Annotated in this window: 16 protein-coding genes, 1 tRNA gene, 1 rRNA gene and 2 pseudogenes; 11 read left to right on the top strand and 9 right to left on the bottom strand. The window is 35.1% G+C overall.

The window, feature by feature from the left end:
- The first annotated feature begins 34 nt into the window (after positions 1-34).
- Positions 35-149 (top strand): 5S ribosomal RNA (gene rrf / locus AACK98_RS06595).
- A gap of 633 nt (positions 150-782) precedes the next feature.
- A pseudogene (gene tnpA, locus AACK98_RS06590) lies at positions 783-1,184 on the top strand (IS200/IS605 family transposase); the annotation flags it as partial.
- A gap of 108 nt (positions 1,185-1,292) precedes the next feature.
- On the opposite strand, the gene AACK98_RS06585 reads toward tnpA, so the two are convergent.
- The 3 genes and pseudogenes from AACK98_RS06585 to AACK98_RS08305 all read right to left on the bottom strand — a co-directional run bounded on the left by AACK98_RS06585 (position 1,293) and on the right by AACK98_RS08305 (position 2,441).
- Complete coding sequence (locus AACK98_RS06585; RefSeq protein WP_339040899.1) at positions 1,293-1,427, bottom strand: hypothetical protein; 135 nt, start codon at positions 1,425-1,427, stop codon at positions 1,293-1,295.
- A 447-nt stretch (positions 1,428-1,874) separates the two neighbouring features.
- Positions 1,875-2,069, bottom strand: a complete 195-nt coding sequence (locus tag AACK98_RS06580) for a hypothetical protein (protein ID WP_339040898.1) — start codon at positions 2,067-2,069, stop codon at positions 1,875-1,877.
- Positions 2,070-2,075: 6 nt separating this feature from the next.
- Positions 2,076-2,441 (bottom strand): annotated as a pseudogene (locus tag AACK98_RS08305) (transposase).
- Positions 2,442-2,927: 486 nt separating this feature from the next.
- On the opposite strand from AACK98_RS08305, the gene AACK98_RS06575 reads away from it, so the two are divergent.
- Entirely contained in the window at positions 2,928-4,757 is a 1,830-nt protein-coding gene (locus tag AACK98_RS06575) for an ABC transporter ATP-binding protein/permease (protein ID WP_339040896.1), read from the top strand.
- Positions 4,754-5,245 carry an rRNA maturation RNase YbeY gene (ybeY, locus tag AACK98_RS06570; protein ID WP_339040894.1) on the top strand — a complete coding sequence of 164 codons (492 nt, stop codon included), beginning with the start codon at positions 4,754-4,756 and terminating at the stop codon, positions 5,243-5,245. The genes AACK98_RS06575 and ybeY overlap by 4 nt, the downstream gene beginning before the upstream one ends.
- A gap of 494 nt (positions 5,246-5,739) precedes the next feature.
- Here the strand turns inward: ybeY and nuoE are convergent, their stop codons facing one another.
- Together nuoE and AACK98_RS06560 are read right to left on the bottom strand one after the other, a co-directional pair.
- On the bottom strand, positions 5,740-6,264 hold the full coding sequence (nuoE, locus tag AACK98_RS06565; RefSeq protein WP_339040892.1) for an NADH-quinone oxidoreductase subunit NuoE: 525 nt from the start codon (positions 6,262-6,264) through the stop codon (positions 5,740-5,742).
- 5 nt (positions 6,265-6,269) lie between these two features.
- Positions 6,270-7,442, bottom strand: coding sequence for an NADH-quinone oxidoreductase subunit D (locus AACK98_RS06560; RefSeq protein WP_339040891.1), 1,173 nt, complete (start codon positions 7,440-7,442; stop codon positions 6,270-6,272).
- An 829-nt stretch (positions 7,443-8,271) separates the two neighbouring features.
- On the opposite strand from AACK98_RS06560, the gene AACK98_RS06555 reads away from it, so the two are divergent.
- The 7 genes from AACK98_RS06555 (at position 8,272) to AACK98_RS06525 (ending at position 11,792) form a co-directional block, all read left to right on the top strand.
- Complete coding sequence (locus AACK98_RS06555; RefSeq protein WP_339040889.1) at positions 8,272-8,685, top strand: hypothetical protein; 414 nt, start codon at positions 8,272-8,274, stop codon at positions 8,683-8,685.
- Positions 8,607-8,981, top strand: a complete 375-nt coding sequence (locus AACK98_RS06550; protein WP_339040222.1) for an IS1 family transposase — start codon at positions 8,607-8,609, stop codon at positions 8,979-8,981. The genes AACK98_RS06555 and AACK98_RS06550 overlap by 79 nt, the downstream gene beginning before the upstream one ends.
- A 126-nt stretch (positions 8,982-9,107) precedes the next feature.
- Positions 9,108-9,192 (top strand) — tRNA-Leu (locus AACK98_RS06545).
- A 49-nt stretch (positions 9,193-9,241) separates the two neighbouring features.
- Entirely contained in the window at positions 9,242-10,210 is a 969-nt protein-coding gene (gene bioB / locus AACK98_RS06540; protein ID WP_339040887.1) for a biotin synthase BioB, read from the top strand.
- Positions 10,207-11,010, top strand: a complete 804-nt coding sequence (locus AACK98_RS06535) for a pseudouridine synthase (protein WP_339040885.1) — start codon at positions 10,207-10,209, stop codon at positions 11,008-11,010. The genes bioB and AACK98_RS06535 overlap by 4 nt, the downstream gene beginning before the upstream one ends.
- A gap of 124 nt (positions 11,011-11,134) precedes the next feature.
- Positions 11,135-11,551: a hypothetical protein gene (locus tag AACK98_RS06530; protein WP_339040770.1), complete on the top strand. Its 417-nt coding sequence runs from the start codon at positions 11,135-11,137 to the stop codon at positions 11,549-11,551.
- The gene (locus AACK98_RS06525; RefSeq protein WP_339040883.1) at positions 11,514-11,792 is read left to right on the top strand and encodes an IS1 family transposase; all 279 of its coding nucleotides are present in this window, start codon (positions 11,514-11,516) and stop codon (positions 11,790-11,792) included. The genes AACK98_RS06530 and AACK98_RS06525 overlap by 38 nt, the downstream gene beginning before the upstream one ends.
- Positions 11,793-12,201: 409 nt before the next feature.
- Here the strand turns inward: AACK98_RS06525 and AACK98_RS06520 are convergent, their stop codons facing one another.
- The 4 genes from AACK98_RS06520 to map form a co-directional block, all read right to left on the bottom strand.
- Positions 12,202-12,951 (bottom strand): hypothetical protein, encoded by a 750-nt coding sequence (locus AACK98_RS06520; protein WP_339040881.1) that lies wholly within the window; start codon positions 12,949-12,951, stop codon positions 12,202-12,204.
- 282 nt (positions 12,952-13,233) lie between these two features.
- Positions 13,234-13,995, bottom strand: coding sequence for an ABC transporter ATP-binding protein (locus tag AACK98_RS06515; protein WP_339040879.1), 762 nt, complete (start codon positions 13,993-13,995; stop codon positions 13,234-13,236).
- A complete protein-coding gene (locus AACK98_RS06510) occupies positions 13,996-14,910 on the bottom strand; it encodes an ABC transporter substrate-binding protein (protein ID WP_339040878.1) in 915 nt (304 codons plus the stop codon).
- 116 nt (positions 14,911-15,026) lie between these two features.
- Positions 15,027-15,797: a type I methionyl aminopeptidase gene (gene map / locus AACK98_RS06505; protein ID WP_339042649.1), complete on the bottom strand. Its 771-nt coding sequence runs from the start codon at positions 15,795-15,797 to the stop codon at positions 15,027-15,029.
- Positions 15,798-16,060 lie beyond the last annotated feature (263 nt).

Raw genomic sequence — 16,060 nt, 5'->3', positions numbered from 1 at the left:
GTTTGCTTCACATTTTAAAGCCCTGTTCTTGTGGCTTGGTGGTTATAGAAGAGATGAAACACCTGATCCCATTCCGAACTCAGAAGTGAAAAGCTCTATCGCCGATGGTATTATGTCTTAAGACATGAGAGAGTAGGATGTTGCCAAGCTCTGAGAGCAGGGCTTGTTTATTCTTAGGCGTCTGATACTCTCTATTCTTTTTCATTGAGCTTTTTCAAAAATATCATAAGTTTAACTTTATATCATAAATAATCTCAACTCGATATAATGGTAATTTTTCTATCTGCATAGAATGCTGCTATTGCGATAGGATATGATAGTCAAGAAAGTTGAATGTATTATATATTTGAAAGCAGAATCTGCAGTGTAATAGAGACATAGGAATGGTGGATTAAAGAGCTAGTACGCGCGCCAAAAGTCTCAGAAGCTGTATCAAACGGTGTTTATGGCATTGCTAACTAAAGATAGATGTCAGCAAGTTTTTATTAAAAAGCATTAAGATTGAATTGAAGATCATATCTATAGCATTGCTGTCACGTTTGGTTTTACGATGAAACCTGGTTAAATAGCGCCATATTAATGAGTTGAATGATTCCACTAAAGACGTTTCTGCCTTAGTAGAATAGTGCTTTTTAGCAATCTTTTAGCAATCATAAATTTTTTATGTAGTTATATGTGATATGGTTAAGACCCTCGCCTTTAGGCGAACACTTTAGTATTAGTTATCTAGGAAATGTGCTAAGGGAGGACGAATGGAATATAGGAGATGATCCCACAGCCTATATGACCTAAAGTATCATATAGTATTTTGTACTAAGTATAGGTATAGAGTTTTAACTGGGCAAGTTGCGATTAGAACTAGGGAAGTAATCCGAGAAATATGTGCTGCTAATTACATAAATATAATTAGTGGCAGTATGAGTCCTGATCACGTACATATATTAGCATTGGTTCCGCCTAGTATATCAATATCTAAAGCTGTGCAATATATTAAAGGTATAAGTAGTCGTAAGTTGCTACAGGAATTTGCACTGCTCCGTAAGCGGTATTGTGGGCAACATCTTTGGGCCAGAGGGTATTTTGTTGTGACAGTTGGCAATGTGAATTCAGAAGAAGTGCAAAAATATATAGAACAGCATGAGGAACATCACAAAAAAGATGATTTTAGAATATCAGAGTTTTAGCGTTTACGCTTTTAATCTGCTTTGCAAGCGTTACACAAACTACCGCGCTTTAGCCGGTAGTAATTATAAACATCATAATGGTCACTGCCTGATATCTCTATCTTGTAGCTAATTTGTAATCGCATAGCCATTAGAAGATAGGATGCAAAACCCTGGTATGCTCACTTCAAAATCAACAACTTTATTTCTCTCCATATCAACAGCAAGCCATATATAGACTTTGTTAGTTTGTCCATCCGGCAAAAGTATGCATTATCGCTTTTGAAATACCTTGGTACAACTGTGTATTGTTTATTATATGTTTTGTTGCTCAGCTGACGGTATCTGTGTCAATTTGCTGTGATTTTTTTATGGCAGAATGAGCAAAATGTCTGCAAGGCGTGCAAAATGCTGCGTTTTAAGCATGTGTCCTCTATTGCCACTTTGTGGCATTTGATTTTTATCTGCTTAAATTAAGGTGATTAGCCAGATATAGTAAATTAAGTTGAAGTTTACGCATATATATAGATGTGTGTTACACTCAAAGGAAAATGCCATCCTCATACAGCGAAGATTTTCGGAAAAAGTAATAACATATGTATGCTTTGGTTCAATTCTTTAATACGTAAACCTCAACTTAATTTACCATAGTGTGCGTCCTATAGCATTCAGATTCATACCTATGGCTGATATAAATGGGTTTATTATGTCTCATATTATCCCTCGCAGATAATTACGTCCAAGGCGACCAAAATGCCTCAAATCTCCGATTATAGGTTCAATTGCACTTCTTCGCTTCATCATCTTTTTATCAGAAAAACAATGCTCAAGCTTGCCGAGAAATTTAAGCTTTCCTATGACAGTCTCAATTAAAGCTCTTTTTAGCAACATCACCTTATCTATCATTGGCATTCATATACTTTTCATGCCTTTTTTTACCATTGTGATAAGCTGAATACCTTGAGAATACAGATCTTCAAATAATTCTTTTGATACATATCCATGATCTCAAAACATTTTCCCAAAAAGACCTGTAATCATCTGCCTTAAAGCCTTTCTATCATCTTGATTTCCACTACTAAAAGATACTTTTATCAAATTACCTCATGGATCTATTACCAAATGAAGCTTCAAACCAAAAAACCAACCTTTAGTAGTGTGACTTCGATTTGCTGATTCATTAAAAACTTTATGAGAATAAATCCTATAATTTTTGCAGACTCCAATGCTGGTTGAGTCTACAAAAGAAATACCTGTGCAATCCTTTAATAAATGCAAGCAGTAACATAATAAAATACTGAAAATTTCTACTAATTAATTTTGTGAAGTGTACATAGCTAACAAGCTTAAAATCATCTGCATGATCCTTGCATTATAATTGTCTCATAATAGTGCTTAAAACAATCACAACAAGATTCATAGTAACAAATTAGTATGGTTAATACTTCGTTGCTAGACAAATAATTCTTCATTCCAGGTTTAGATTTGCAATTATTAATTGCGGGCAATTTGCAATATAGATCTTGCATAACATCATCGACAAAACAGTACATTTCAGTACAATACTTTTTCATAGGTTATTTTTATGTGTTAAAAAATTTTAAAATAACATATAACTCCCTAACAATCTACCATGCAACCAATCAGTTAATTGGCAACTTGCTCTATATACAGCTGTTGGTTATTGATATTTTAACAAAAAAGTATGGTATTGTTAAAGTGCTGCATCTAAGGTGTTAGAATAGAAAATAAAAAGTTGCTAAAATGAACCAAGACTTATCAAGTTATCTATGCTCTTTTGTTATAAGATATAGGGTGTATTTATTAAGTCTGTCTTTGTTGGCAGTCAGTGCTGCACTGTTTAGTGTATTTGTAAATTATCAGATTAAAGAGATAATAGATGGCATCAGTAATAACAGAGAGAACCTAACGTTTGGGCACGCACTTTATCACAGCAAAAGTGCAGAGTTTATGCTATGTATGTTTGTGCTATTCAAAGTTGGGCATCATAGTATATTTTTCATCGGTAGACTTTTTGATATAAAGTATAAACCACAGATATTGATTACAGTTGTTGAAGAGGCTTGTGTTAAAACCATGCAGCACTCGTTGCACTGGTTTGAGTCTCATTTGTCTGGTGAAATAGCTGCAAAAGTTACTGACCTGCAAGAGAGCATAATCGCGCTTATAAGTCTTTTTTACAGATCGCTTATCAACATTTCATCTATAATAATAGGTATAGTTTTTCTCTTTGTTGTCAATTATATCACAGCTTTAGTTCTAATATCATTTGTTGCGCTGTACGCTCCTGTTTTATTTGTTCTGTTAAGGAAGCAGATGCATTTGCAAGAATTATATATAAGAGCGAGGCAGGAGTCTATTGGAATAATAAATGACTCCATTTCAAACATATTCAGTATAAAGATAATAGGTAGTGTAATGTCTGAGCTTCGTCTCAAGCTCATTCCATCATTAAATAGATGGCGTAACGCGGATAGAGTTGCAAGAAAGTACGATGCTTATTATGTAGATATGGCAGATACTATCATAGTGATATTAATGGGCGGGATCCAGATGAGTGTTTTGATATACCTTTATCAGACTGCACAAATTACAGCAGGAAGCTTCGCATTTATCGCAATGGTTACTTTGAACATACATAGAGAGTTGGATAATTTACTAGAGAATATGCTATTTTCTATAAACCCAAAAATTGCAATTATAAAATCTTCTTATAAATTCATAAATTCCAAGTTAGATGTTAAAGACCCAAAAAATGCCACACTCATTCCAAGGGTTAGTGGCGATATAAAATTTGAGAATGTGACATTTTCATATGACGATATTGAAAGATTTGGTGACATAATATATGACGAAGAAAGCAACGCTAGACGAGTGGTATTTAGTGATTTAAACTTGCATATTAAAGCAGGAGAACATGTTGGGATCGTCGGGGCTTCTGGTGCTGGCAAAACTACCTTAATTAAATCTTTTTTAAGGTACTTTGATATTTCTAAGGGCAGTATTTTAATAGATGGACATAACATCAAAGATATAACACAAGAAGTGCTTAGAAAGCAGATTGCTGTGATACCGCAGGATATTACCCTTTTTCATAGAAGTATTTTGGAAAATTTACAGATTGCAAAATATGAAGCATCTACAGAAGAGATTTATGCTGCTGCTAAGAAGGCACGTATACATAATGAGATAAAAAACATGCCAAATGGTTATCATTCCATTGTAGGAGAGAGGGGGATAAAAGTAAGCGGTGGTCAACGGCAGAGAATAGCAATTGCAAGAGCGATATTGAAAAATACTCCTATACTGATTTTGGATGAAGCGACTTCTGCACTAGATACACATACAGAGACATTGATACAAGAATCTATACATGAGGTACTTAGCCAAAGAAAGACAACTACTATAGTTATTGCACACCGTCTTTCTACACTGCGTTCTATGGATAGAATTGTAGTATTGCAATCTGGCTCTATAGTGCAGGATGGTTCACACGATCAGCTAATTGATACAGATGGCTTATATCGTACTCTATGGAATGCTCAGTCATCTAAAACCAGAGATTCTATATGAAAATAAATTGTGAGATTAGATTTTGTTGTAGTGATTGGCGAAGTTTAAGACAAATCAAGCAATATATAAGAAGTATCGCAAAATGCACTTTGACTCATTTTGAGCAGTTTACTAAATTAGAAAGTATTACAATATCTATACTTTTGGCAAGCGATTATACTATGCAAGAACTGAATCTTAAGCATAGAAATAAAAATCTCCCTACTAATGTTCTATCTTTTCCTTATGAAGAAAAGCTTTTGAGTGATGAATTCAAAGAGCGGGATATTTTCTTAGGAGATTTAGCGTTTGCATTTGGTGTTATTGAAAGAGAGGCTGTTTCTCAAGGAAAAGAGTTTCAGGCGCATTTTGCTCATCTCATTGTGCACGGTATTCTACATCTATTAGGCTTTGATCATACACTTGATGTTGATAGAGAGATTATGGAAGCATTAGAGATTAAAATTTTGAGTAAGTTGGGTATAATAGATCCATATGAGCTGCACTAAATAAAATTGCTAGTCAAGGTTGATATTGGACTGCAAGCAATTATGAGACGCCGAAAGTCCTGCAGAAAAAGTGGCGAAACTTATATATGCACTTCTTTGTATTGCTGAAAAACTCTGCTATGCACTTGTATAACATAATACATAGTCTATCCGCCAAAAATTGAGTTATTAGTACGCACACCAAAAGTCTCGAAAGTGCGCATGAAATACTGCTCTGAGTGTCAAAATAGCGCTTTAAATCCGTAAGAAAATGTTATAATAAACGCAAAAACCTTACTGATTTTGTGAAAACAGTATTTGCTTAGGCACATGAGTAATAACGTATCCAAAAATTAGCACAGGGCCAAATCATGGACCACTTTTTGTACATTTAACTTCTCCACAAAAATTTATTTGCATAGCAAAGCAATTTTTGACGGATATACTGCTTAGAGGACGCTAATTTTTGAAAAATATGGCTAGTATATTGCTCAAGATAGTAATTATCTTACCATTTATTTCTTTACCTTAAGCGATTCTATCAACTCTATTGTTGCTTCTGGAGTTAGATGCTCATAATAATCATTGTTTATCTGCACAATCGGCGCATTAATACACGCCCCAAGACATTCAACCTCAACTAGAGAAAACTTTCCATCTTCTGATGTTTGACCAACACATATTCCAAGATGTTTTTTACAACTCACAAGAATTTCATCTGAACCTCTGAGCCAACAAGGAGTTGTCCTGCATACTTGAAATAAATACTTACCAACTGGTTCTTTGTTATACATCGTATAGAAATGTGCAACTTCATAAACATACATAGATGGAATCTCAAGCATCTTTGCTATATAATCCATTGCATCTATCGATATCCAATTATCGTGCTGTTCTTGTACTAAATATAGCAATGGCATAACAGCACTGCGCTTTTTATCTTTTGGATATTTGGCCAGAACTTCTTCAGCACGCTTGAGATTTTCTGGTGTAAAGCTAAAAGTTCCATGCTGTGAGAAATTTTTTATTGTATTATGCATATCAGTTATCTATCTACCTCACCAAAGACTATATCTAATGTTCCAATATTCGTCACAACATCAGCCAGCATATGCCCCCTACTCATAAAATCCAAACCTTGCAAATGAGCAAAACCAGGCGCTCTAATATGACATCTGTATGGTCTATTACTTCCATCCGATACTAGATAGAGGCCAAACTCTCCCTTTGGGGATTCGACTGCAACATAAGTTTCTCCTGCTGGTACAGTATAACCCTCCGTATAAAGCTTAAAATGATTAATTAAAGCCTCCATAGACTTTTTCATTTCACTGCGCTTAGGTGGCGATATCTTAGGATCTTGAGTTTTAATTTCACCTTCTGGCATCTTATCTAAACATTGTTCTATAATCTTTATAGACTGTCTCATTTCCTCCATACGCACTAGATATCTATCATAACAATCTCCGTTTTTTCCAACTGGAATTTTAAAGTCTAATTCGTTATATATTTCATACGGCTGAGAACGGCGCAAATCCCAAGCGACACCCGATGCACGGATCATAGGACCAGAAAAGCCATAGTCCAGCGCTTCTTTTGGAGTGACTACACCTATTCCAACTAACCGCTGCTTGAATATCCTATTTTCCGTTAAAACAGTCTCTATATCATCTATCTTATCATGGAATGATTTGATGAAGTGCCCTATATCCTTCAGGAGGCCTTTTGGCAGATCGCTTGCAACTCCTCCTGGCCTAATATAAGAAGCATGCATTCTAGCTCCGCTAGCGCGCTCATAAAATTCCATCATCTTCTCGCGTTCTTCAAACATCCAAAGCAGTGGTGTCATCGCTCCTATATCCAAAGCATGAGTAGTAATGCTAAGCAAATGATTCAAAATTCTGGTAATTTCACAAAAAAGAACTCTTATATACTTAGCACGTATTGGTATTTCGCATTGAAGTAGTTTTTCGACCGCAAGAGCAAAACAGTGTTCTTGTGCCATTGGAGAGACATAATCAAGCCTATCGAAATAAGGTACGGCTTGTAGGTATGTTTTATATTCTATCAATTTTTCAGTACCTCTATGCAAAAGCCCAATATGTGGATCAGCACGAGTTATAACTTCCCCATCCATTTCAAGAATTAAGCGCAGTACACCATGTGCCGCAGGATGTTGAGGCCCAAAATTGATAGCAATATTCCTCTTATCATTCATAATCAATTAACTCTGTTTATTTGATGTCCACTCTATATATTTTATACTTATTATCACTACGTTGCAAAATGAACTTTTATACTATTAGTAGTTATAATAGCTAATATATTCATACGTATTAAGAATAAATGTAGATATCGAAGCTTAAATATTACATAAGCATGTGTGGCAAATGACATGGATTTTGCCGCTTTCTGCATTAATTTTTTAGAATTTGCATTGTATTTGCGATTTATAATCGCCAATATACTAAATATAACGCAAAAACAATTAATTGCACACACCTTTTTCACAAATTTACTCTCTTCAAAAATAATCTGCAATCCTGAAATCTTGCGATACTCTGCGCTTTTCTAGATAATGTATCTAAATAGATTTTCCGCACTATGTCTATATTTATTGATACTTGAACTGCTTATTTATACAGAGACTTGTAATATAGAAGATAAAATGCTATACATTAGTCTCGAAGAGAGGAGTTCGGCTGTGTATTAATTATTTCGATGCAGTATACTCGTCACACTTCAAAAGTTGGCGCCTGAAGGATCGCTCGTTATGTATTGATTATACACATGCCCACAGCACTCTTCATAGCTCTTTTTGAAGTCTAACTTCATATGTATACAAGTTAAATATCAATTCTTCATCTACGAGAAGTATATATTTGCTTATATCAGTCATCTTTTCTTTTTTTAGATCTTGTTCTCTTGTAAATTTAGTAAAACTATATTACGTAAAATTTGGCATTGCTAACCAAGAATAGATTTTGCTTTTAAATTCGCGTATATGTATACTGCCTTGATAGTAAGTTATATTGGAAGCATTATATATGTTAAGTTGTAAGCATTGTGGCAGCATAGGAAGCACAAAGAATGGCTATATTAAAGGTCGTCAGAGGTATAAGTGCCCAGAGTGTAAAAAGAGCTATAAGTCTGGAGATATGAGAGTAAAGTACAGCCTTAATAAAAAGATGAAGGTTGTTAGTATGTATCTGGAGGGAGTTGGAATTAGATCAATCGAGAGATTAGAAAAGGTCTCGAGTTCACTTATAATAAAGTGGATTAGAAAATTCTCAAAGCTTCTAAAACAAAGGCTGAATGATGTTACGATACCTGAGGATGCCAAGCAAATCTCAATTATTGAGCTGGATGAGCTTTTTAGTTATTGCCAAAAAAAACTAACAAAGTCTACATTTGGCTTGCTGTTGATAGGGACAGAAATAAAGTTGTTGATTTTGAAGTGAGCATTGTCAGGGATTTTGCATCCTATCTTCCGATTGCCATGCGATTACAAAGTAGCTACGAGATAGAGATATCATGCAGTGACCATTACGACGTTTATGAAAAATTTAGGATTGCTAAAAAACACTATTCTACTAAGGCAGAAACGTCTTTAGTGGAATCATTCAACTCATTAATACGGCACTATTTAGCCAGGTTTCATCGTAAAACCAAACGTTACAGTAAGGCCATAGATATGATCTATAACTCTATCCTAATGCTTTTTAATAAAGACTTGCTGATATCTATCTTTAGTTAGCAATGCCTAAAATTTAGCTAAAGAAAACATTGTATCGAATTTGAGGTTTATGTTATTCTGCTGAACTATAGTTCTGGTTTTGAGCTAATCAATACTTGTCATGTAATTCGTAGAGTTATCTTATGTGCGGCCGTGGTGGAATTGGTAGACACGCAACGTTGAGGGCGTTGTCTCGCGAGAGGTGAAAGTTCGAGTCTTTTCGGCCGCACCATTTATATAATGTATTCTGTTATTTCTCATAGTATATTTTTGATAAATTCATGACGAACTCGATAAAGCGTTGGTCACTTGAAGAGGCGAATGCCTTGTTCAATCAGCCATTTTTCGACTTGATATATAGCGCTCATACTGTTCTTAAAGAACATTTTGACCAAAATACTGTACAGGTAAGTACCTTGCTTAACATAAAGACTGGTGGCTGCCCTGAAAATTGTAAGTATTGTTCACAATCTGCACATTATAAAACCGAATTAAAGAAAGAACCGCTTTCTGATTTGGAGTCTGTGATGAATGCAGCCAGATCTGCAAAAGAGTCTGGAGCAACAAGGTTTTGTATGGGGGCCGCATGGCGCTCTCCAAGTTCGAAAGACTTAATGCAAACTATAGAGATGATAAAAGGCGTCAAATCTCTTGGTATGGAGACATGCGCTACATTTGGTCTACTAAATTCTAGTCAAGCTTCGCTACTTAAAGAAGCAGGTCTTGATTATTATAATCATAACATTGATACGTCTGAAGATTTTTATCCAAATGTTATTACTACAAGAACATTTCAGGATAGACTCGACACTATAAAGTGCGTGCGGGAAGCTGGTATGAGCGTTTGTTGCGGCGGTATAATAGGAATGGGGGAATCACTAAGCGACAGAATAAAAATGTTAATGGTTTTGGCTAATTTATACAAGCCACCTGAATCTGTACCTCTTAATCTACTTGTAAAAATCCCAGGAACACCGCTTGAAGCTGCATTTGATGTTGAACCATTTGAATTTGTTAGGCTAGTTGCGCTTGCAAGGGTGATGATGCCAAGATCTTACATAAGACTTTCTGCTGGCAGAGTAAGCATGTCTGAAGAATTACAAGCACTTTGCTTGTTTGCTGGTGCTAATTCTATATTTGCTGGAGATAAATTGCTGACTACTGAAAATAATGCACTGAGCGCTGATGAAATACTATTTCAGAAACTTGGGCTAAAAAAGTTACTAGAAGCTAATTGTAAACCAATATGAAAAACAAAAATCAACGCATAGCAAAATTTATAGCAAGCTCTGGTTACTGCTCTAGGCGTGATGCAGAAAAATTAATATTAGAGGGAAAAGTAAAGCTAAACTGTCAGCCTGTACTACATCCTGCCACTCTTGTATCAGGTCAGGAATCTATTACAGTTGATGGAAAAAAGCTAGGCGCAATTCCAAAAGCAAGAATATGGCTATATAACAAGCCAAGAGGGCTCATTACTTCACACAAAGATACCAAGGGCAGAAAAACAGTTTTTGAATCTCTCCCAGAGTATCTGCCAAGAGTTATTTCAGTAGGCAGGCTTGATTATAACACCGAAGGTTTGTTATTACTCACCAATAGCGGAAGTCTAGCAAGAAAACTTGAACTTCCCGCGAATCAATTAACACGCAGATATAGATGCAGAATATTTGGCTCTATAAACGATACACAAATTAAAGCTCTGAGTGATGGCATTACTATCGATGGAATATCATATAAGAGCATTGCAGTAAGCATACCTGAGAGAAAACATACTTATACAGATAGTAAGAGTAAGTTGATGTGGCCTAAAAAAAAGGCTAAAAATAGCATCAACCATTTAGCAAAGAATTCTACTTCAAATTCATGGATTGAAATATCGCTATCAGAAGGGAAAAACAGAGAAATCCGCAAGATATTTGAGCATTTTGGCATGGAAGTTAGTAGACTTATCAGAACTCACTATGGACCTTTCAATCTTGGAGATCTACAAACAGGAGCTGTAAGAGAAGCAAATGCAGAGGAGATGCACAAAATTATGGAGATTTAGGGGAGTTTTCACAATTAGATAGAAGTATGATATGATCACTTTTTTAAAAACTAAAGAGTGGTTTTATTGTTTGTTGTAAGGGATGTTGCTCTGATATCTTTGTAAAGAATGGCATTGTGAGGGGGTGTACAGCGTTATAAGTGCAGATCATGTTCTAAATTTTGTTGAGGGCGATCTGGGCAAGAAGCCTCAAACAGCTGTTAAGAAAGCATTATGCGTTATGCTATATAGTCTTGGTAATGGCTCTTTTTCTATGTTATGCAAGATATTAGGGCATTCGCCGTCCATAATTTATCGCTGGGTAGTAGAGGCGATGGGCAAGACTCAGGAGCCAGTTGTCTCTTCGGATATTATGGAGATGGAATTCGACGAGATGTGGCATTTTATTGGTTCAAAAAAAACAAGCTTTGGATCATTAAGGCAGTTGATCGTAGTACAAGGAGAACAGTTGCCTGGGTTACAGGCAATCGTGATACTGCAACATTCCAAAAGCTCTACAAAAAGTGAGTCATCTGAAAGAATGTCATTTTTATACGGATGATTGGGATGCTTTTTCTAAAATTTTACCCAAAGAGCGTCATACAATTGGAAAGTCTGGCACAGTATGTATCGAGAGAGATAATAGCAACACGCGACATCATTTATGCCGAATGACACGGCGCACTAAAATCGTTTCTAAAAAAGAGTCAATGGTATACGGATCCATCAAGCTTTGGTGCACTCTTACTATTACACAAATATTCAAACAATATCAAGAACAGCTCTTATCTATCTTTATGTGAAAACTCTCAGATTTAGTAGTCTGTTCGTTAAAAATCAATTTGCTGCGCAAATCAATTTGTGGCGGATTGACTCTTTTATATACGCCAGAGGTCTCAGAAACGGCATAAAATGCTGTTTAGAGTGTTAAAATATTATTTTAAATCCGTAAGAAAATGTTATAATAAGCGCAAAAAACTTACGGATTTTTATAGCAAGCATTACATTCACATTTTTGAATATGCACTTGCAATTTGAAAAGCGTTTGAGTACTTTTTCAAGAGTGGACAAGCTGTATAATGCCTATTTTATACAAACCATTCAAAAATTTAGCTATACTAAAAATTCCATCCATGAGTGATGAGTAATGCCGCTGATTTAGGCTTTTGGTGGATGAGATTATGTTATATCAGAATTTATATATCTTCAGGGCTATTTATTTAAACGTTCCTTAATGATTTGAAGATGGTGTGGAGTGATTTCATCATATCTCCATATGAACAAACCACCTAAATTCAAATTAATAATTTGATCAAGAAAATAATTGAGGTTCCAGTCTGTAAGACCTTTAGTAGTTAGTGCTAAAATAATTTTATCTTTATCCATGCCATAAGAGATACTTTTTTCTAATGCTTGTTTAACGTTATTCACAATATCATCTTTATTCCACATTGCAGAACCATAACAATAATGAACTAGTCGATTACATTGCTCTGATTTTATGATCATATTCACTTTATCCATTAACTTCTTTCCTGCTTCCGTATTTGGGTGGTTATAAGAATAACCTGCAATAAAACCAAAGCTTGTTTCTTTACCATTTTCTTTGAGTTTTTTCATTGTTTCAATAATGAGTGTGATATTCATATTGCACTCATCATCAAAATCAACACAGTCCCAATTTTTATTTAGTGTTGCCGAGATGATTCTTGATACCTCATACGTACTAGATGGCTTCCCTTCAGGAGCACAACCTCCTCCTCCATACACCCAAAGTCTTTTCCCTTTAAAACAAGGATTCATATCTGGTTTTGATTCATTTTCTGGACTCCAGCCTGGTGTGTTTATGTCTCCTGTTGTGAGTCCATCAAGATTGGTGACCATACCATACATTATGTAATCAAACTCATTAAATGGATAACGTGTTCGAGACATTCTCCAACCACCAAGTAACCTACTCATATACACCACTTCATTTTTATTGTTGTCATCTAAGATATCGTACCTAAAAATTCAAATGAACAATATAAATTTTAGTACTTTCAAATAAGATACATAAACAGTGCACATAACTTAAAGTAGGCTAAAAATCTTGTTAGAAGACTTTTTTATATTCTCTTTTTCTATATTGATAACTACGCATTTCTCTGTGAATTACCCATGTTATAGCATTAGTGTGCAATATAATTCTGCTATATTTTTCAAAATTAGCATCGTCACAATTCTCAATTTTTTGCCAGTCCATTAGTTAAAATGCTCTATATCCTCATGTTGATGGAATAGCTGAAGTAATTCTTCTAGTTTCATTTTTGATTTCTTTTCTTTGTTTATATCAAGTACAATACGTCCTTCTGATAACATAATAATCCTATCACCATACATAATTGCGTCTTGCATGTTATGTGTCACCATAAGTGATGTAATATCATTTTTCACTATACAAGCTGCAGTATAGTACATAAGTTGTCGCTGCATCTTTGGATCAAGTGCACAGCAGTGTTCATCAAGCAACAATAGTTTTGTATGGAAAAGAGTGGCCATTACGACTGCTATCATTTGTTGTTGCCCACCTGAGAGATTACCAACTTTTGAGTTAAAGAATTTATCGAGTCCTAAGTTCAAAGATATTACTTCTTCTTTTATTCTATCAATATTATACATATAGTGCTTGAGTTTTGGGCTGGTTACTCGCATTCTTGCAAGTGCCAAGTTTTCTAGCAAAGTCATTTCTTGAAATGTGCCATTCGTAATATTCTGGGTAACATATGTTATAGATTTTGACCTTTGCTGTAGTGAAAGGTTTGTGAAGTCTTCTTCATCTATTACTATAGATCCTTTATCAATTTTATGTTCACCTACTATAGTCTTAATCAGAGTTGACTTACCTGAACCATTACTACCTACGCATACACAAAACTCCCCTTTGTTCAAACTAAAACTTAGATCATCAAGTGCTGTCTTAAATACACCAGGAAAGGATTTATAGACATTTTTTATATGCAGCACTTAATCAACCACCGTCACATTATCTAAATTCTCAGGAATTTTAATATTGAAAGCAGCAGCTTTTTTCTTGTTTATAAAACAAACATGGTCAGATAATTGAGGATATATAATCGGTATGGAAGCTGGATTTACACCATCAAGTAGTTGAACTATTATATTAGATGCGGCAAGACCAATTTTATAATTCGATACTCCAAAACTAGCCACAACAAGATTCTCTTTAACAGCGTTCTCATCTGCATTAAAAACTGGAATCTTTAACCTGTCTGCTTGTGCAACAATTGCAGGAAGTGACGGTTGTATATATCCACTCGTCCCAACATATATAAGATCCACAGGATCGCTACTAAATCTTTGCATTCTTAGCGGAATATCTCTCTGACTATCTATCGGTACTGCAATTACTTCCATATCATAGACCTTAGCAGCTTCTTTCATCATATCAAGTAAAGAGATATCATTCACTTCAGATGTAGAATATAGCATTCCGATCTTTTTAGCTTCTGGCATAATACTTGTTATAAAATCAAGGAATGCTGCTAAATTTTGTCTATCAGATAGACCAGTGATGTTTCCAGAACTATATTCTCCTTGATGTACTAAGTTTGCTGCTTCTGGGTCTGTAACATTCACGAACAATATTGGAACGTCTATAATAGCTTTCTTAGCAGCTTGTGAAACAGGAGTGGAAAGTGTTACAAATACATCAGGTTGCCTAGCTCTAAGTCTAGTTAGTACCTGCATAATCATATTTTGATCGAAGTTGACATCCATTTTGTCAAATTTTATATCTCTTGAATCTTGCAATCCATGTTGTTGCAAGCCATCTACAATCCCTCTAATTGTATCGTCTAGCGAAGCATGAGGTCCATAACTTGCTATTGCTATTTTAGGGAGTTGATTGTTTTTTTCCAAAAGTAGAATAAAACACAATCCTAGGAATATAGCGATAATTATAAATGTAATTGCCAGTTTTTTATATGAGAAATATTTTGTCATAAATAAAAGATCTATTTTGATACAGAAAAGATCTATTTTGATACAGTGAAAATCTCAAAGCCGTTACTTGTTACGCCTAAAGAATGTTCAAATTGAGCAGAAAGTGATCTATCCTGAGTCACGGCAGTCCAACCATCTCTCAGCAATTTAGTCTTATACCCACCAACATTAACCATTGGCTCTATCGTAAAAAACATTCCTTCTGTGAGTACAACATCTAATTTCTCATCATAGTAATGCAATACCTGAGGTGGTGCATGAAATATTTTACCAAGACCATGGCCACAATAGTCACGTACTACAGAATATCCATGTTTCTCTGCATATTCTTGTATTACCTTGCCTATGGTATTGAGTTTTACACCAGGTTTTACAGCTTCTATTCCAAGCATCATAGCATCGTAAGTAATCTGTATTAAGCGTTTTGCTTTGATACTAGCATTGTCACCAACAGAATACATTCTGCTGGTATCACCATGCCATCCATCAACTATCACAGTCACATCTATATTGAGGATATCACCATTCTCCAGCTTCTTGTCACTAGGAATTCCGTGACAGACGACGTGATTTACAGAAGTACAAATTGATTTTGGGAAGCCTTTATAGTTTAAAGGCGCTGGAACAGCACCTTTCTGTATTATCATGTCATGGCACAACGTATTGAGATGGTCTGTAGTTACTCCAGGTTCCACAAAATCAGCTATATAATCTAGGACTTGAGATGCTAGCTTTCCAGCTTTGCGCATGCCTTCAAAATCCTCTTTAGAGTGTATTATAATATTTTGTTTTTCAGATTTCACTGTATTGTTCTTAAATATGTTTAAATCAGCTATATACTCGTCATACTTTTCTAAATTAGCGCTTTTTAGAATGCTCCTTATGTATTTTGTTAACACATGCGCCAGCATTCTTCATAGCTCTTTTTGAAGTCTAACTTCGTGTGTACATGGCCCTGTTCATCAAGTTATTATGTAGGACTTTTTGGCCTGATTTTTAAGTATTACTTCGTTAATCTCTACGCAAATATGTAAAAGCATTAAGCACAGAAATTAAAAAATCATGC

Origin of the sequence: Candidatus Lariskella endosymbiont of Hedychridium roseum (genome assembly GCF_964020185.1) — a bacterium.
In the GTDB taxonomy this organism is placed as follows: Bacteria; Pseudomonadota; Alphaproteobacteria; order Rickettsiales; family Midichloriaceae; genus Lariskella.
This window is presented reverse-complemented; position numbering and strand designations above follow the sequence as displayed.